The 19,796-nt window shown below is 47.2% G+C and carries 9 protein-coding genes; 4 read left to right on the plus strand and 5 right to left on the minus strand.

Going from position 1 to position 19,796, the window contains the following annotated elements; translation table 11 throughout:
- The first annotated feature begins 27 nt into the window (after positions 1-27).
- From BLU47_RS00685 to BLU47_RS00695, 3 genes are all read left to right on the plus strand, one after another.
- Positions 28-3,150: a ligand-binding sensor domain-containing protein gene (locus tag BLU47_RS00685; RefSeq protein WP_091957211.1), complete on the plus strand. Its 3,123-nt coding sequence runs from the start codon at positions 28-30 to the stop codon at positions 3,148-3,150.
- A gap of 2 nt (positions 3,151-3,152) precedes the next feature.
- Positions 3,153-6,194: an AraC family transcriptional regulator gene (locus BLU47_RS00690; protein ID WP_091957213.1), complete on the plus strand. Its 3,042-nt coding sequence runs from the start codon at positions 3,153-3,155 to the stop codon at positions 6,192-6,194.
- 87 nt (positions 6,195-6,281) lie between these two features.
- On the plus strand, positions 6,282-9,254 hold the full coding sequence (locus tag BLU47_RS00695) for a TIM-barrel domain-containing protein (protein WP_369796942.1): 2,973 nt from the start codon (positions 6,282-6,284) through the stop codon (positions 9,252-9,254).
- Positions 9,255-9,266: 12 nt separating this feature from the next.
- Here BLU47_RS00695 and BLU47_RS00700 read toward each other — a convergent pair whose 3' ends face one another.
- The 5 genes from BLU47_RS00700 to BLU47_RS00720 form a co-directional block, all read right to left on the minus strand.
- On the minus strand, positions 9,267-11,330 hold the full coding sequence (locus BLU47_RS00700; RefSeq protein ID WP_091957214.1) for a PP2C family protein-serine/threonine phosphatase: 2,064 nt from the start codon (positions 11,328-11,330) through the stop codon (positions 9,267-9,269).
- A gap of 3 nt (positions 11,331-11,333) precedes the next feature.
- Complete coding sequence (locus tag BLU47_RS00705) at positions 11,334-12,950, minus strand: transporter substrate-binding domain-containing protein (RefSeq protein ID WP_176780401.1); 1,617 nt, start codon at positions 12,948-12,950, stop codon at positions 11,334-11,336.
- 137 nt (positions 12,951-13,087) lie between these two features.
- Positions 13,088-14,110, minus strand: a complete 1,023-nt coding sequence (locus tag BLU47_RS00710; protein WP_091957217.1) for a LacI family DNA-binding transcriptional regulator — start codon at positions 14,108-14,110, stop codon at positions 13,088-13,090.
- 243 nt (positions 14,111-14,353) lie between these two features.
- Positions 14,354-16,861: a DUF5686 and carboxypeptidase-like regulatory domain-containing protein gene (locus BLU47_RS00715; protein WP_369796943.1), complete on the minus strand. Its 2,508-nt coding sequence runs from the start codon at positions 16,859-16,861 to the stop codon at positions 14,354-14,356.
- Between the two features lie 81 nt (positions 16,862-16,942).
- A complete protein-coding gene (locus tag BLU47_RS00720) occupies positions 16,943-18,202 on the minus strand; it encodes a sensor histidine kinase (protein ID WP_176780402.1) in 1,260 nt (419 codons plus the stop codon).
- A gap of 128 nt (positions 18,203-18,330) precedes the next feature.
- On the opposite strand from BLU47_RS00720, the gene BLU47_RS00725 reads away from it, so the two are divergent.
- Positions 18,331-19,782, plus strand: a complete 1,452-nt coding sequence (locus BLU47_RS00725; protein WP_091957222.1) for a THUMP domain-containing class I SAM-dependent RNA methyltransferase — start codon at positions 18,331-18,333, stop codon at positions 19,780-19,782.
- Positions 19,783-19,796: the final 14 nt, after the last annotated feature.

The raw sequence follows: 19,796 nt of genomic DNA on the forward strand, positions 1-19,796 counted from the left end.
TACCTTTGTACAATACTAACTGAAACAATGATGAAAAAAAATATCCTTTTATTTGCCATATTGGTAGGAATGGCTTGGTCAATGGCTGTAACAGCAGCCATCCCCGAAATGAAATTCCGCAGACTGGACACCCGCAACGGACTATCTAATTCACAGGTTAACTGTGTGTACCGTGACTCACGTGGCTTCGTATGGATTGGTACAGCATACGGTCTGAACCGATATGACGGCTATCGGGTAAAAACGTTCTTCTCGAACATGCGAGACACCACGACGATGCGAGACAACTACACCGACATGATTATGGAGGCCTATGATGGCAGGTTGTGGTTGAAGCAGGGTATGAACTATTGTATATATGACCCTGTAACGGAGAAATTTGAGCGTAATGTGAGTAAGGAGGTGGAGAAGTTCCTCGGTCCGCACAATGCGGTGGAGTATGTCTATATTGACAGCAAGAAAAACTTCTGGATAAAATTCTATGAAGAGAGTATCTTCTATTATAACCCGACGACGAAAAAGAGTTTCGCATTTCCACGCGGATATCAAGTGGGCGAGTTGAAGCCACACCATGCCATCGCAGCCATGACTGATAGCCATAATGGTGTAGTGATACTGACCTACACGGGTGAGTTGGTATACTTAAACGGTGAGACGGGGAAGATAGAATGGGAAAACACATGGATAAAAGATCATGGTGCCAAACAAACGCAGAACCATAGGCTACAAGTAGACCGTAACGGCAATTTCTGGGTAATGGCAGAGGAGTACACCTTTTGTTATATCAACAAGGAGAAGCGCTGGTATTCTACGCTACCAGAGTTGCTCCGTGCTAAGGGCATTGAGAACGTTCCGGAGAAAATGCAGGTATGGGATTTGAAAATGGACAATAAGGGATGGCTATGGGTGACTACCGACCACGAAGGCCTCTTTGTCGTAGATTTCAAAAACCGTCAGATGCGCCAGTTCCTGAACAACAAATACGACGAGACGAGCATCTCGGAGAACTCTCCCCGTCAGTTGTTCTTCGACCAAGTAGGAACAGTTTGGATTGCGACCTACAAGAATGGCGTGAATCAATACAAGGAAGGAATGGCTAGCATTAGGCATCTTGACTTAGGCGACATCAACACAGTGTCAGAGGACCAACATGGCAATTACTGGCTTGGAAGCAATACGGACGGCATCATTGTCTACGACCCTCAAAAAGGCGAAGTGGTGAACCACTTTACCACAGCTAACAGTCCTTTGTTTGGAAATATAATGGTGGGCTCGTGTCGCGCCAAGGATGGCAGTATATGGTTCGGTTCCTATAACGGCGGACTGACACGTTGTATTCCCTCGAAAAGCAATCCTTATGAGGCTACCATCCAAAACTGGAAAAGCACAGGGTCTGCCGATGGATTGTCCAGTAACAACGTGTGGAGTGTAACCGAAGATAAATGGGGACGTATATGGATTTCTACACTGGGGGGCGGCATACAAATGCTCAACCTGAAAACGAACAAGTTCCGTACATGGAACCAACAGAATAACAAATCTCTGCCAAGTGACTATATGACGAGTATGTGGTGGATAAAGCCAGGCTGGTTGATGGTGGGCACGAGTTGGTTCTGGGCATTAATTAATCCCGTTACAGGTAAGTTAGCCAGCAGAGTGCCTCCAGGCTTTGAGCAGTTGCCTGTCAACCAAGGCTCTACGGTCTGCGTGATGGAAGATTCAAGAGGACTGATATGGCAGGGGTCATCATCGGGCGTTATCATATGGGATAAAAAAACGAATGGCGTATGGTTATTGGATATGACCAAGGGCTTGTTTGGATCCAGTGTCTGCTCTATAACTGAGGACTTCGAACATACTATGTGGGTGGTGACCGACCACGGCGTATCAAAGATTGTCCCCCAGCACCAGGAAGACGGCTCGTGGCGTTTTACTGTGCGTAGCTATAATAATCGTGACGGACTCCAGCAGGAGGTTTACAACCAACGTTCTGCCTGTCTGACTCACAACGGACTGGTACTGATTGGCGGACAAGGCGGACTGGACGTCATCAACCCGAAAGCTCTGTCGGACGCAAAAAGCAAGGAGCGTCCTATCCTTAGCGGACTGTTACTCTTCGATGAAATAGTACCTGTAGGCCAAGAGATTGACGGGCGAATCATACTGGATGAAGCCCTGGATGAATGCCGAAGCATCACGCTACGCTATAATGACCAGTTCACTATCCAGCTGGGAAGTGATGCAGGCATCATTAGCAACGGAAAACGCTTTGTCTATAAGCTGGAAGGATTCAACGACAACTGGGTAAGGACATCTGAACTGAATCCCAACATCACCTATAACTCACTAAGCGCAGGCAGTTACACACTTCTAGTGCGTATGCTCAACGACGACGGTACAATCGGAGACGAGGAAGTAGAATTAAGTATTACCATCCAGTCTGCATGGTGGCTCACACGTTGGGCAATTCTTGTTTACGTCATTTTGATAGCATTAGGACTCGCTTGGTGGCGTCGCAGATATATGAAACGTCAGGCACTACGCATAGAGGTTGAAGCTATGCGCCATGAGTTGGAGAAAAAGCAATGGATGGGACAGATGCGTCAACAAATGGCTTCTGAAAAAGCCCAAGAGCCTATCAAGACGCCTCAAGAACCAAAGGAACAGCAGATGGTCAAACAGACAACTGACGTAGTAACACTACTCCGCCATATCTGTGAAGACTACCAGAAGACCGCTCGAAACAAAACCAAGGTAACATTCCTCTCTGCTGCGAAGGAACTGGATGCCGACATCGCTATAACAGAATTCACTAGCGCTATCCATATCCTGATGGACAACGCTGTAAGATTTTCCGTTGGAGAAGCTCGAATCAGCATAGGTGTGGCAAGAACGGATGATAACAAAATACAGATACAAGTGGCTGACAACGGCGTGGGTATCAACGATGAATTTAAGGCAACCGCTTTTGACCATAACCCCGACATCGAAGAAATCGGACTTGCTAAAGTCAAGGACATCGTGGTGGCCCATGATGGTGACATCCGACTAGAAGACAACCCTGGTGGCGGTACCATCTTCTTCATCACACTACCGATAGCCGACGTGGTGGAAGATGCAGTAGTAATGGACGAAGAAGAAGGACAATAGGCATGATGAAACGACTATACTGTTCAGGATGGCTGCTGATGCTTGCTTTATGTGTATCAGCTGTAATTCCTGATATGAAATTCAGACGACTTGACTCCCGAGACGGTCTGAAGAACACACAGGTCAACTGCATACGACGTGACTCGCGTGGATTTATGTGGATAGGCACGACCTATGGACTTGACCGCTATGACGGTTATCGTTTCAAAGTGTATTACTCGCATGCAAACGACACACTCAGCATGCTTCGCAATAATGTAAGCGACGTGCAGGAGGATATAGAGGGACGTCTTTGGATTTATGACGGTGTAGACTATTCTGTGATGGATCCTGTTACGGAACGTTTTGACCGTCATCCAGAGAGATGGTTGCATGAACAAGGTATTCCTGGTTCCATTGAACGTATTCATATAGACAGGCATGGGCATTACTGGGTAAAGACCTATCATGACGGACTATGGGTATTTAATAAACGTCAAGGTCTTTCACGCCAATTTACCTTCGGAAATGAGGCCCAACAGTTAGACCCTCAATTCGGTGTGTCTGACATCTGGGAGAGTGGAAATAGTCTGCTAATGATTTCAAATAACGGGGAAATTGTATGTTTGAACACCCATACTATGCGTATTTCATGGAAAAGCAATAAAGTTCAGACTTTAAGCAATCTACGCAATGTATTCTATGCTATACGCACAGATGCCAAAAAGAACATCTGGGTACTTACAGAAGGACGTTCCTTTGTTTTTGTTCGTTCATTAGGGAAATGGGTATCATCAGCAACAGAGGCATTGCAACTAATGGGTATTGAAGGTTTCCCTTCTGATATGAAAATATGGGACATTGCATCTGACAAACACCAACAGTTATGGCTCGCCACCGACCATTTCGGGCTATGGGTCGTATCATTGTCAGAACGTCAAAAACGCCAATTCCTAACAGTGCGAAATGACGAGACAACCATCTCAGACAATACGCTTCGGAAGATTTATCGAGACCAACTGGACAGAATGTGGATTGCCACCTATATGAATGGTGTGAATTTCTATTCGGAGAATCTCTTTCACTTCCGCAATATCGAGGCAGGAAACATTAACACGGTGTGCATTGATCAACAAGGCGACTACTGGATGGGCAGCAATGACAATGGCATCATATATTATAATAGGAAAACTGGCGAACAAACCGTTTTTAACAAGTCAAACAGCGCAATAAACACAAATGTCATTGTCAGCAGTCTTGCTGCCAGTGATGGTTCATTGTGGTTCGGAACTTACGGCGGAGGACTCATTGCCTGGCGGAATGGTCATTTCACAAATTATCAGATGACAGGTCAAAAAGCTGATTTAGCTCATAACAGCGTGTGGGCATTATGTGAAGATCAGTGGGGTTACATCTGGTTGGGAACGTTGGGCGGTGGATTGCAACGGTTGGATCCAAAGACTGGGAAATTCAGTATTCCATTGAACAGTGAGAACTCTAAACTGGCTAGCAATTACGTGTCGTCTATCCAATTGACAGAGGATGGTAGACTTCTGATTGGGCACTCCAATTTCTACTCCTGGGTAGATCCCAAAACGATGACGGTGCGCAACTGTACCTTTGATGCAGAGATTGGCGGAATACCTTCGACGCCTTATACCAATCAAATATTACAAGATAGCAGAGGATTATTATGGCAAGCCACGATGACGGGAGTTACCATTTACGACACAAAACGGGACCGCATCTGGCTATTTGACAGAGACAACGGGCTATCAGACTCAATGGCTGGTGGACTAATAGAGGATGCGCGGCATACTATATGGATTATCACGATGCATGGTATCTCCAACGTGATACCACAGTTGCAGTCGGATGGGAACTGGACATTCACCGTTAGAAACTACAACAGTCGTGACGGTCTGCAGACAGGCCCCTTTAACCAGCGGTCGGCAGCATTAGCATCCAATGGTTTCGTATTGGTGGGAGGACATCAAGGCCTTGACATCATCAACCCCAAGGATCTTGGCGTAGGCATGGTTAGGGAACACCCAAAGGTAAGTGGCGTAAAAATCGTCGATGCGCCTGTAAGAAACATTGAGGGACCATTGCAGATAGACTATGCAGACAACCTGTTTACATTACAACTGGCAACGGATAATGGTGAGGCACACAACCGAACACGATTTGCTTACCGCCTATTGGGCTTTAACAACCAATGGCTATACGCTGATGTATCACAACCTACTGTGACATATACAGGACTCCCCTCGGGTAATTACACGTTCGAACTGTGTATTTTGCAAGAAGACGGGACGTTGGACGAGCAGCCCTACCGGTTGAGTATTGAGGTACTACCTCCCTGGTATCGCTCATGGTGGATGTTAGGATTCTATTTCCTACTATTAGCCGCTTTCGTTGGATGGCTCTATCGCCGTAGTCAGGATAAGCTGCGACTGGAACGGATGAAGATGGAACAAGAGAACCGTCACCAGATGGCTGAGATGCAGCAGCATTTCTACGAGACTGTAAGTGACGAACTGCGCCAACCGTTCCAAAATGCCTTTGACAGTCTGAACGGCATTATGCAGCGTGAAACTGACGAGCAGCGATACGAACAGCAGCAACTGTTATTTAATCAGATGGAACAATTGCTCGAACAAGTGAATAAGCTATTCGAAGATGACGCGGCCAAAAAGAAGATGCAGCCGCAGATACAGGAGTTGGAAATTGTCAGTCTGGACGAGCAGTTGGTGAAGGATGCCACCTGTTATGTGGAAGATAACCTAGACAATGCGGATATCAGTGTGGAGACAATGGCTGAGGCTCTAGCTATGTCGCGTGTCCACCTGTACAAGAAACTGACTTCGCTTACTGACCTGACACCGTCGGAGTTTATCCGACAAATTCGCCTACAACATGCAGAGCAACTGCTCCGTAAGAGTCAATTGACGGTGGCTGAGGTGGCATACCGCGTGGGCTTTAACAATCCACGCTACTTCTCGAAATACTTTAAGGAAATGTACGGCATGATGCCCTCTGAGTACAAAAACACAGTGGGATAACATCGTATGCAGTGAATCATAACATTTTAAGCATCGCCATTACTGCATTCTTTGTAAATTTGCCTCATCAAAAATCTAAAAACAATAATGCTCATGATAAAACTTAGAACAATCTCGTTGGCATTGCTATCAGTTATGGCAACTGTCATGACAGCAACAGACTATACCGTTAGCGGTCAGTATGTTACAATCCCCGTGAAGGAAGCGAAGGAAGGCGGCGCCCAAGTGGTCAGACTGCAAGTGGTTAACGACAACATTATCCGTGTACAGGCTACGCCAGAGAACAAGTTGCCGGAGAAACAGAGTCTCATCATCGTCAAACAAACCCAGGCACCCAAGTTCACTGTGACGGATGGTGACGAGGTTTGTGTGAAAGCTGCCAGGGTGGAGGCTCGTGTGGACAAGAAAACAGGTGGTGTCACTTTTTATGATGCCAATGGCAAAGTGTTGTTAAAAGAGTCCAAGAAGGGCAAGACGTTTAAACCCTTCCGCGTGCCCGACCGTGAGATAGGTGTTGATGTAGCAAAAGTGCCGGAGGCTCAACGTAACGGACTGTCGTGGAGACTGTTGTTCGATAGCAAGAAGGAGGCCATATACGGACTCGGACAGCACCAGTCGGAGGAACTGAACATGAAAGGACTAAATGAGGACTTATTCCAGTATAATACCAAGGTCAGCGTGCCCTTTATCCTCTCTAGCAAAAACTACGGTCTGCTGTGGGACAGTTACAGCTACTGTCGATGGGGTAATCCGGAGGAGTATGTGCAACTGGGTAAAGCGTTCAAGATTTACGACAAGCAGGGAAGAGAAGGTCACCTAACAGGCACATATACTGACAAGAACGGCAAGCAGATTGTACGTGACGAGGACTCCATCTATTACGAGTTCGACTGTCCTACTACCTCTCAACTAGCCAACCAGACGGAATCCGGCGGTATCAAGAACCTGCCCAAAGACATAAAGTTGAATGGTGCGCAGGTGGTTTATGAGGGCTTCATTGAGGCCCCTCAGGACAAACAATATCATTTCATCCTTTACTATGCCGGATACATCAAAGTGTATATCGGAGGCAAAGAGGTGGTTGCCGAGCGATGGCGTACGGCATGGAATCCAAATACGTATAAGTTCCGCAAAGTTTTGGAGAAGGGGAAGCGCTATCAGCTGCGCATTGAGTGGCGACCCGATGGCGATGTGTCGTACTGTGGACTGCGCGTGGCAAAGCCCAACAAGCAGCAGAATAAGATTTCGATATGGAGCGAGATGGCCAAGGACATGGACTACTACTTCATTGCCGGAGAGAATGCCGACGAGATTATCTCGGGCTACCGCACACTGACAGGCAAGGCTCCCGTCTATCCCAAGTGGGTGCTGGGTTTCTGGCAGAGTCGTGAGCGCTACAAGACCTCTGAGGAGATAGAGAACACACTCGCAGAGTTCCGCAAACGCCAAATACCTTGTGACAACATCGTACAGGACTGGAACTACTGGAAAGAAGACCAGTGGGGTTCACACCAGTTTGAAGCGTCACGGTTCCCGAATCCGCAAGCAATGATCGATTCTGTTCACCAGATGGGTGGTCACTTCATGATCAGCGTGTGGCCAAAGTTCTATTGTAACACGGAGAATTACAAGGCTTTGGATGCCAAGGGCTGGATGTATCATCAGGCCGTTGTCGACGACATCCACGACTGGGTTGGTCCCGGCTATGTCGGCTCGTTCTACGATGCTTACGATGCTGGAGCACGCAAGCTCTTCTGGCAACAGATGGACAAGAACCTTTATACCGGCTTATCCAAATCGTCAAGTAGTAAATCGTCAAATAGTAAATACATTGATGCTTGGTGGATGGATGCCTCTGAACCCAACGTTCGTGACTGCACCCCCATGTGGTATCGCAAGGCGCTTAGCGGACCAACTGCGCTGGGTACAACGACGGAGTATTTTAATGCCTACTCGATAGTCAATGCCGACGCCATCTACAACGGCCAGCGTTCTGTCAACCCCAACCAACGTGTTTTTCTGTTGACACGTAGCGGTTTTGCCGGTGAACAGCGTTACTCTACGGCAACGTGGAGCGGTGATATCGGTACTCGGTGGGAGGATATGCGTGCACAAATGACAGCAGGCCTGAACTATTCGATGTCGGGACTACCTTTCTGGGGAATGGATCAAGGCGGTTTCTGCGTGGAGAACCGTTATATGCAGGCTCAGAGTGAGTATGAACGAACGGGTGTGGAGAACGAGGACTTGAAGGAGTGGCGCGAGTTACAGGCACGATGGAGTCAGTTTGGCACCTTTATCCCCTTGTTCCGCGTGCATGGCCAATGGCCTTTGCGTGAGATATGGAACCTGGCTCCCGAGAATCATCCCTGCTACCAGTCGTTCGTGTATTACGACAAACTTCGTTATCGGCTGATGCCATACCTGTATTCCATGGCTGGATGGGTTCATCTGAAAGACTACACGATGATGCGTGGACTGATTATGGACTTCAATGGTGACTGGCAGGTAACCAACATCAAGGACCAATGGATGTTCGGTCCTGCCCTGATGGCTTGTCCTGTTGCACATTACAAGGCACGCAACCGCAGCGTCTACTTCCCCAAGCAGACGGGGTGGTATAACCTATATTCCGGTGAATACGTTGAGGGAGGCCAGTCACTGATTGTCGATGCTCCTTACGAGCGTATTCCTGTCTTCGTCCGCGAGGGCAGCATTATTCCCTTCGGACCTGAGATACAGTATAGTGACGAGAAGCCTGCCGAGCTCATCAACCTCTACGTCTATGCCGGCAAGGATGGACAGTTCATGCTATATGAGGATGAAGGGGTGAACTATAACTACGAGAAAGGCAAGTATGCTACGATTGACATTACCTATGACGATTCTTCGAAGACGATTACCTTCGGCAAGCGTAACGGACAGTTCAATGGTATGCTGAAGCAGCGTCGCTTCAACGTGGTGCTCATTACGAGAGAGCAACCAAAAGCGCTGAATATGGAGAATCCGGAAGGAAAACTGGTACAGTACAACGGTAAAGCCGTCAGCATTCAGCTCTAAAGGAACATATTTTCAGATAAGTTTCAAGCAGAGTTTAGTGATATCATCACTGGGCTCTGCTTTTCCAACGAATTGTGATACAGATTCATGGATGCAGTCAATCGTCTGCTGGGCACTCCTGTGTAAGTTCTTCTTCAACAGCTCCTGCATTCTGTCTTCACCGTACTGATCCTTGTGCTCATTCTCAGCTTCCGTGATTCCATCGGTGTATAGAAACAGACTCCTGCCCTTGATGGAATTCTGATGCTCTCCGACAAACTCAAGCTCCCGCCATAATCCAAGGGGAGCATTCGGTTCCACAGTCATGAACTCGCCATCCAGTAGCGGAGGGTTGTGACCGGCATTGCAGTAGTTCATGCATCCCGTCTTCAGGTCGACAGTGGCAATGAACATCGTGACGAACATACCGTTCTCGTTGTCGGCAGCCAGACTCTCATTCATCCTGGTAGCCACCTCAACAGGGGAATAACCTTCCAAAGCAAATGTGCGGAACAATTTGACGGCTACCGACATGAACATGGACGCAGGCACTCCCTTGCCCGATACATCACCGATGCAGAGGTATAGCAGGTTGTCCTGCAGGAAGAAGTCGTAGAGATCGCCGCCTACAGCCTTGGCCGGTGTCATACGAGCATACAGTTGGAAGTCGCTGCGATGTGGGAACACCTGTGGCAGCATACTCATCTGGATATCACGGGCAATGCGTAGTTCACTTTCTATGCGTTCCTTTGCCGTAGTAGTCTTCTCCAGTTGGTCGTATGCTGTCTGTAGTTGAGCATTCATGCTTTCCAGTCGCTTCATCTGACGATGACGTCGGTAGAGGAAGAACAGCAGGTAGGCAATTGTTATGAGTGCAATAATAGAGGCCGCAACAATCAAGATGTGGTGGGCATGTTCCGATTGCTGTTGGGCTTCCATGCGCGACTTGATTTCGTTCAGTTTGGCATGTTGAGTCTGCTGCTGCAAACTGTCGTTCTTTAGTTTGATGGCAGCATTCGATAATTCTATATTGGTATTTTGCAGTTTCAGCTTTGCAGCCTCCACTTCCAGACGTTCATTTTCCAACTCATGCGCCATGTGTTCCAATTTGAGCCGTTTGTTGGCCAGTCGGAGCTCTTTCGATTCGTTCTCTGCTCGTGCAACATCCAGTTCCGAGTGGTACAACTGTGCCTGTTGCCTCAAATCCCTGTGGTTCACAGAGTCGAGGTACCATCTATAATCTTTAAAGGCATAAAAAGTCTTTTTGTAATCGCCAGCCCATTCGTACGTTTTGTAGACATACAGGAGATAGTTTTGACGACTTTTGAATTGGTGTGCCAGCTTGATTGCCTCGTCATGTTGTCCGTGCAGATGGGCGCGGAAAATTTCTACGATCAGCGTTCTGGCATGTTCCTTGGGAGGAGCCTTTATCGCTTTCAACTTGGCATATGCCTCGTCAAACTTTCCCACATTGCCGATCCATCCCCATGCAGTACAGATGCAGCATCTTGCCATATAGCGGTGGGTAGGTGTTATTTGTGGGTCTTTAAGTGCAGCCTCAGCGTACCGGATGGCCGTCGTATCCTTTTTCTCTGAGAGGGTGAGCGTACTCAGAGAGACGTATATGGGAGCGGTGCTTTCTTCAGGAAAGTATCGTTTCAGATAGTCTGCAGCTTTCAAATAATTGACATAAGCCCCATGCCTGTCGTTAATCTGTCCCAGTATGTATGCGGTGGTGTAGGTTGCTGTATAAAGGCCGAACTTGTGATCGTGTTGTATGGCAAAGTCGCGCAGTGCGTTGATTTCCTTCATGGCCTGTGGGCGCCCTATGTGTGACTTGATTTTGATAATTTCGTTGCCCCATGCTTTGTAGTAGGTCTTGTAGTCGCCCACGCTGGTACATTCCTCCTTCAGTTGTTTGACAGTTTTTCTTAGTCCTTCAAAGTCGTCAACATTGAATTGATGGTACATCTCCTTTTTTAGTTGCTCAATCTGCGCATTGGCGATGTCTTGGGCTTTTGCCGTATGCTGGCATATCCCCCATAGCAGACAAATAAGGAGTATGCATGTAGTTAGTTTTGTGCTGTCTGATTTCATTTTTTATGCTAAAAGAGTAATTACGAAGCGAGTGCGGTCAGTGCAAGTCGTATCCAGTTTGACGTCGCCCCCAAGTCGTCGGGCAAGACTACGGGCAACGGTCAGTCCAATACCTGTGCCGTTGTAATACTCATCCAATTGTACAAACTCATCAAAGATATGTTCAGCTTCGTCGGCAGGAATACCAATACCAGTATCTTCGACGGCAAACTGAACGGTATCGGCATCGGAACCGACGACAAGTGTTACTTGTTGTTTGACACAACCTCCTTCTGACAGGGCGACCTTTGTCGGACAAGTGAATTTGATGGCATTGTCAAGCAAGAGTTCCAAAATACGAACTGCAGCCCGTTTGTCGGTAGCGAATGTTACATCGGCACCCTCCTCTTGTTTCAGGGTGAACTCCACATGAGCAACATCGGTGATGGAGGTATTTTTAGCAGCCTGTTGGGCAACCTGCAAGGCGTTAACGAGGTCTTTCCGCTCCAAAACGGTCTGACTGCTGATGTCTGACAGTTCTAGCATTTTATTAACTAACCCAGTGATACGGTCTGTACTCTTGACTATCTCCGTCCTAGCCTCGTCCTGGTCAGCCTCCGACAATTGGATGCCAGAAGAGGTGATGAGCTGAGTGAACCCGCTGAGGATATTCAACGGCGTGCGTATTTCATGGGATATCTGCTTAATAAACTGGCTTTTCATCCGTGTCGACTCATTGGCGCGTTCGTTAGCAACAAGCAATGCATCGTAAGCCTTTTGCAATCGTTTGCTGAACCGATACCGATTGATACTGAAAATGAGGAGGAAGAGAAAAACCAACAGGATGAGCAAAACCCACACCCAGCGTGGTATCTTGATTGCGCCAAACTGTGTTAAGACATTATCGCCATACACCTCGTCGATGACACCCTCGCGCTCCATGCGAATCAGCTCTTCATTGATGGCCTTGATGAGTCGTGGGTCATGGCTGGCATAGCAGTATTCTCGGGGCTCGAGCGAGAGTTCCTCTGTTTGTAACTGACCGCGCAGATTGAGCAAATCTATATTATATTGAGCCTGGAACCTATAACATATCACTCCGTCGTACTTTCCATCTGCCAAATCACGGAAAGCCTTGCTCAGATCCGTGATAGGCACATCCTTAGCATGCTCTTCCTTGAGCATCAGTCCAATGGGACGGGATTTCATATAGGCAATCTCCTTGTCTTTCAAGTGACGGAAGTCAAAGGTAGAATAATCATTCTTGCGATATACAATCTGGTAGTACATGCGGAAAACGGCCTGCGAATAGTTCGTCAACTCCTTACGATAAGGAGAGTAGACTAAGAGACCCATGTCGTATTTCCCTTCAATAATGCCTGGGGACATTTTGTCCCAATGGTTCGGCGAGAACGTATATGGGATACCCATGCGCTCCAATAGTTTTTTTGTGAACTCAACGTCATAGCCACTGGGAGTGCCTCGTCCATCAACATATTGCAAGGGAGCGTAACTTGTGTTCATACCCATTACTAACGGACGTTCCTTTGAAAAGCCCAATGTCTCGGCTAACGGACTGACAACGAAATCGTCGTCTGACGGATTAAAGAATTCCTTCAGCGAATCACCGCATGCACTCATCAGTATCAATGACAATAGAATGCATGCGGAAAAACATAGCTTTTGTATCTTCACTCTAAGCATGCATGGTGACATCGTATTGTTTGCAAAGGTACAACGATTCAACAAATTATCCAAACATTTTCTTCAAAAAGAGGTCACTTCTTCGCGGATGTTTCGCGGATGACGAGCTGCTGGGGAACAATTTTCTTGCAGACCTTGGAATCTCCATTAATGTTCTTCAACAGCAACTGGCATGCGGTAATACCCATCAGACGAGACTGATCTTCGATGGCCGACATACGAGGGGTTACATAGGCGGCATGACGATCATCGGTAAAGCCAATTAGAGCGACATCCGCAGGAATGCACAGTCCTTTATTCTTGATGGCGGTGAAGGCGGCAAAGGTAATGATATCATTGAAAGCAAGAATGGCATCTGGGGGATTGTGCAGGCTGAGCAGGCGCTCAACGGACTGCAAAGCGATATCATAATCTATCTTGTCACAGACCACAAGATTGCGGTCTATCTCAATATGGTTCTCGCGCAAGGCTTCTAGATAGCCATGCTTACGTCGACGTACCATATCAAGGTGGTTAGGGCCTCCGATAAAGGCGATGTGCCTACTGCCGGTATCTATCAGATGCTGGGTAGCCATCTGAGCCGCTTCGTCGCCATTGGCTGTCACGCTAGAAAAGCGGTCGGTAAGACAGGTCCGTCCAAAGAAAACAAGAGGGATGCCCATATCGGAGATTTCCTCAAAATGACTGTAGTCGACAGTGTTTTGTGCCAGACATGCGATAATGCCTTCAACGTGCATGCTGATGAACATTTCAACAGCCTGACGCTCGTCTTCTACATGCTCATGGCTATTGGCACATATCACGCTGTATCCTTCGCGACGGGCTTCGTCCTCGATACCATCCAGTACGGCAGCATAATAGTGGGTGACCAAATTGGGCACAACGACTCCAATAATTTTGGGTGCCTCTTTGCGCAGACTCTGGGCAAAGGGGTTAGGCCGATAGTTCATCCGTTTAGCCAAATCCTTGACACGCTGTTGCATCTCCTGCCCGATCTCGGAGGAGCCACGAAGAGCTCGACTAACGGTGGCAATGCTAACACCTAATTCCTTAGCCAAATCCTTGAGCGATGTACGATGATGCTTCTTGTTAATCATACTCTTCTATCACTTATTGGGAGCAAAGATAGCAAAAAAGTAACAAACCGCAAACGTTTACGTTGTTTTTTTACGCATTTTTGTATGAAGATATAAGGAAAGTACTTATCTTTGCATCGCGTTTAGGTTAAAATTGAGAAAAGAGTAATGAATAGTTGATTGAGTAATGAATAGTTGATAATAAGTTAGTTAGAAAACAGAAGCTAAGAATGTCGTGAGATATACTTAGCTTTTTTTATTTTCTCAAAACATCATGGTAAAGCCAAAGCGAACACTATTCTTATGGCCATGCGAATGGTCGTTATAGTTCATGCGGCGTACATACTCAACCTGAAAGAAGCGGAAGATGCTGCGAACGCCCAAAGAGATCTCCCAATAGGGCACCTTGCCGTTCATCAGATAGGAGTTCTCAGGGAAAGCCATCAACACGTCACTGTTAGCATTCTCGGCAACGTAAGGATTATTCTTGTCAGACAGAGTTCCCCACAGAGTGCGCACACCGATGTACTCGCGCCAACGCAACTTGCGAATAAGCGGAATACGATTAAGTATCTTGCCCTGCATGTCCCAGCTTAGGTCTAGGCTGACAAAACGGTCGTTAAGGAACTCCATGTTTTTCAACAAGTTAAATGTCTGCTTCTGACTGATATACGACATATTGGCAGCAGGCATACATAGCAAAGGGAAAGGAACTTGACTCCATTGAACACCGCCACGGGTATAGAAATCAATGCGTCCCCAACTATTGAGCCAAATGCGTTTAAAGATACTTGCTTCGGTATAATGATAGGTGTAGTCGCCACCAAGGAATCCACTGATACCCATCGTGTGGCTGAGCGTTAGCACCGGAGCCTCGCGGTTAACCTTCAATCGCCGCTGTTTCGTGTTGACAAAAAGTGCTCCTGGCTGATATTCTAGCTCAGCACGTAACTCGGTAGTCCGGAAGCAGATATCATTCTGCTGACTGAGGGGAATGAAATGCATCGCTCCTGCGGCCTCATTCTCTTCCGTCTTAATGCTTAGCAGGGTGCGGAAACCCCAGTCTTCTTCACGCTCGAAAGTGAGTTTCTGGCGCTTGTAGAACATCATGGCATCCACCTTAGCCCATCTCAGGGCAGTAAACAAGTTATCCTTGTCTACTGATAGGAACTTGTCAGAAGGCGACATCACGTCGTAGGTTGACAGAAACGAGATGTTTCGCTTGGGAAACTCATCAGGCAAGTATTTCTTCTTGTTTAGTGCCCAGGTGAGTTCTCCGCTATAATAGGTATTATGGCTCTTCCAACCACGTGCCACGAAACCTTTGACAAACAGGTGTGGATGAAGGTTGGCTGTAGTCTGCGCACTCAGACGGGTGCGTAACCCATCGATGAAGTTGGTACTGATCATACTGCTGATGGGACCAATGTCAATTTTGCTCTTCTCTGCCGTTTCCACGTAGTTTTCTACCAATAACTTCAAAGCCCATAGAGCCCATTTGAATCCTCCCATACTCTTCATACCCTTCAAGAAACTGTCCATCTTGCCTTCACCTTTTGTCAGTTCCACCTTACGGCTTTTCTGCCAGAAGGCTTCATCCATCATGCGCGCATCGGGATCAACAACCGTCTTAGCCTTTCCTCGGAACAATCTGTCAGGTATTTCGTCGAAGGAGTAGTCGGATAGGCGCGTGCTACGAATAGCAACACCTTTCTGAATGAAATCGAAGAGCACCAACTCAACGATCATATCGTCGACGGTGAGCACCCATTCGCCAGTAGGCAACTTAGTAAACTCCTGTACTAACTTCATGTTCTCCACGAAATTAACGTCGGTACGGTTGGGCAGTATCAATTCGCACCTCTTGACCTGATAGGACGAGTCTTTCAAGATATACAGGTCTCCACGGAATCCGAAATCCTGTTGGTTGTTGGGCAGGAAATGGACGTGGATACAACTGTCACGATTAACGGCGACCGTGTCTTCAATGTAATAACGATAGAAGGAGATGGCTCCGCTACCGATGGGCGATGTGAAAGGATGTTGCAGGAGGCGCACCTGATCATCGTAGATGTTAACGTCAGTGAAGACGTCCTTCGAAACGACGTTCAGAATGTCACCAGTCTGAAAGAAATCGTTAATACCTGATGATTTTTGTCCCTTGATAATCGTTTTTTCATCGAAGGGTTTCCGTCGGTAAATCTTCTGTGAAACCGTCTCATCGACGCTGGCAGGCAATATCAGTTTTCCCGTCTGCTCGTTCAACTCCACCTGGTCAGCCAGCCATTGGTGCTTCTTGAATCTGGGTGATTTCAGGGCCTCAGGATTGATATCGTTTAATGCAAGCGTCAACTTCTGGTATTTGGTATACTGATAGAAATCCTTATTGGCCAAGTCTGTCTGTTTCTTTTTCTCTATCACCTTCCGCATCAATTCAACAGCGGGATTGCCTTTACGACGATAGCGCGAGCGTTTCGCCTTAACAGTAACCTCCTTCAACTGCTTAGTATCTTGTTTCAGCGATATGAAGAGGTTTTTGATATCATCGGTCACATCAATGGTGCGTGACTTGTAACCCATTACGCTGATTACCAATTTCCCTCCTTTCAACTTACGGATAATAAAACGTCCTTGAAGGTCGGAAATAGCAGCCAACTTATTATGCTTATATTGCACGCTGGCAAAAGCGAGGTTCTCGCCAGTAGCCTCATCAACAATATGACCACGAATGACATCCTGCGCCTGAAGGGGCAGGACAGCAACTAATAACAAAATAAAAAATACAATTCTTTTCAATGTCTTCACAATCTTTTCTTAAAGTACATTCGCGTACCTTATATTATAATAATACTATCACTCAATAGGAATGTCAGCCCAGAATAGCGAACCTTCGCCCAATGCTGACTTCATGCCCACCTTGCCTCCAAGACTCAGTGCCATACTGCGACAAATGCTCAGTCCAATACCTGTTCCTGGTACGAATTCGTCAACTTTGACGAAACGTTCGAAGAGATGCTCGTTCAAGTGTTCTTCTGGAATACCCTTTCCTGTATCCTTCACCCATACATGCAACATGAGTTCTTGCTTCTCGGCGCCTATCACGATCTCTCCCTCCGTTGTTGCCTTCACAGCATTGTCAACATACTGACGGAGGATCTCTGCCAGTCGGTCGCGATCAGTAAATACCTCCAATGCCGAATCAGTATGGGCGATGAAAAGTGTCACATGACTGGCATCCACATGCTGCGAATATTCCTCCATGATTTCTGCCAATAGCGTCTTGACCTTGAAACGTGTCTTTTTGACGGTCCCCCCACCAGCCTCGAGCCTTGACATGTGGACAAGGTCATCGAACAAGCGCAATAGTTGGGCATTGTTCTCTTGAATGAGCGTAATCAACTGAGCACGTTCTTCTTCATTTTTAACCATTGGTAGCACATTGCTAAAACCCACAATGGCATTCAACGGCGTACGCACTTCATGGCTGATATTTGCCAGAAAAGCGGTTTTCATACGGTCACTCTCTTCCGCGTGGTTACGGGCATCTATCAACTCGCGCTCAGCTTGTTTCTGCCTGTCAATACGAATCGTAGTACCCACAACGGTCAGAGGGTTGCCTTTCAAATCGCGTTTCTCAATGGCAGCATATGTCTCGCTCCAATAAACACGATCAGTATGGGGGATGCGCATCTCGTATTGTCCGTGCACTTGGTCAGTCCTGCCCGTTATCAATTCGTTCGCACTCTTCACGAAATGGTCAACATAAGCCGGCATCATCATGTTGACGACATCATCAAGCTTTGCACCTGAAGGAAAAACGATGGAATCAGTAGCATCACGATAGTCACAATCAAAGGTTACGACACGCGTAGCCACATCCATTCGCCAGATTGCAAGTTTCATCGTCTTCAGCACTAGTTCATACTCAATGGGGTGGCGCTTGATTTTGGTAAGCTGCGATAAATCCTCACGCAACAAGGCTGTTTGCTTGCGCTGAACATATAGCCACACAAGCGCAGCCACGATGACAGGGATTCCTATCACCCAGGCCAAGATGTCTAATCGTTGAAAGATATTCCAATCAAAAAAGAATATGGCATTTACTGCTAACATGAGTCTTATCATCAGAATGTGCGCAAAGTTACACAAAAGATTTGGATTAGCAAAAATAAATTCATATTTATTTTGTGATTTGAGCGGATTACACTAACTTTGCACCATATTTCACATACGATTACATAATGACACAACAATTTGAGATCATCGCCAAGACCTTTATGGGATTGGAACCCGTCTTGGCGAAAGAACTGACGCAATTGGGCGCTAACGACGTGCAAATAGGCCGTCGAATGGTTTCGTTCACCGGTGACAAGGAGATGCTCTACCGCGCCAATTTCCAATTACATACAGCTATTCGTATTCTGAAACCCATCAAACACTTCAAGGCATTGTCTGCCGATGATGTCTATGAAGGCGTGCAAGATATCAATTGGGAAGAATATATCGGACTTGACCAGACATTTGCCGTCGACTCCGTTGTATTCTCAGAAGAATTCCGACATTCGAAATTCGTTGCCTATAAGGTGAAAGACGCCATTGTCGACCAGTTCCGTGAGAAGACTGGCAAGCGCCCTAATATCAGCGTGGCCAATCCAGATATCCGACTGAATATACACATTGCAGAAGACAAATGCACGCTGTCACTTGACTCCAGCGGAGAGAGCCTTCATCGCAGAGGCTATCGTCAGGAGTCTGTTGAAGCCCCCTTGAACGAGGTCCTGGCAGCAGGTATGATTCTGATGACGGGATGGCAGGGAGAGACCGATTTCATCGACCCTATGTGTGGCAGCGGAACCCTGCTCATTGAGGCTGCACTTATTGCCCGCAATATGGCTCCCGGCTTATTCCGCAAGGAGTTTGCATTCGAGAAATGGGCCGATTTCGACGCTGACCTCTTCGACGAGATCTATAACGACGACTCACACGAACGCGAGTTCCATCATCACATCTATGGCTACGACGTTGACATCAAGGCTGTCAACACAGCTCGTCTGAACGTGAAGGCTGCCGGACTGACCAGCGACATCACCATTGAAGAGAAGGACTTCAAGAACTTCACACAGCCCAATCAGAAGAGTATCATGGTGACCAACCCACCCTATGGAGAGCGCATTTCAACCCCTGACCTGCTGGGGACATATAAGATGATTGGAGAGCGCTTAAAGCACCAGTTCATGAACAATGACGCCTGGATTCTCAGCTATCGCGAAGAGTGTTTCGACCAGATTGGCTTGAAGCCCAGCATCAAGATACCCGTCTTCAACGGCAGTCTAGAATGCGAGTTCCGCAAATACCAGATTTTCGACGGTAAGATGAAGGACTTCCGCTCTGAAGGTGGCATTGTCAAGACCGAAGAGGAGAAACGTCAAATGGCAGAGAAACGCCGTTTCAAGCAAAACCGTGAGTTCAAAAAGCGGCTCGACGAACAGGAGGAAAATGCCGAGGCCGACATTCGTTCGTTCAAGTTCCGCTCTCTAGAACGTAAAGACAGCAAAGGTCCCAAGGAACCTCGTAAAGAGAACCGCAACTGGGGTGGTCACGAGCGTTTCGACCGTAGCGGAGGTAAGAAACCCTTCAAGAAAAACCGCGATTTCAACAAGAAAGACAGGAGATTCGACCATGAAGAGGATTAAGCTGTTGCTTTTTC

The sequence above is a fragment of the Prevotella sp. tc2-28 genome, from assembly GCF_900107705.1.
GTDB lineage: Bacteria > Bacteroidota > Bacteroidia > Bacteroidales > Bacteroidaceae > Prevotella.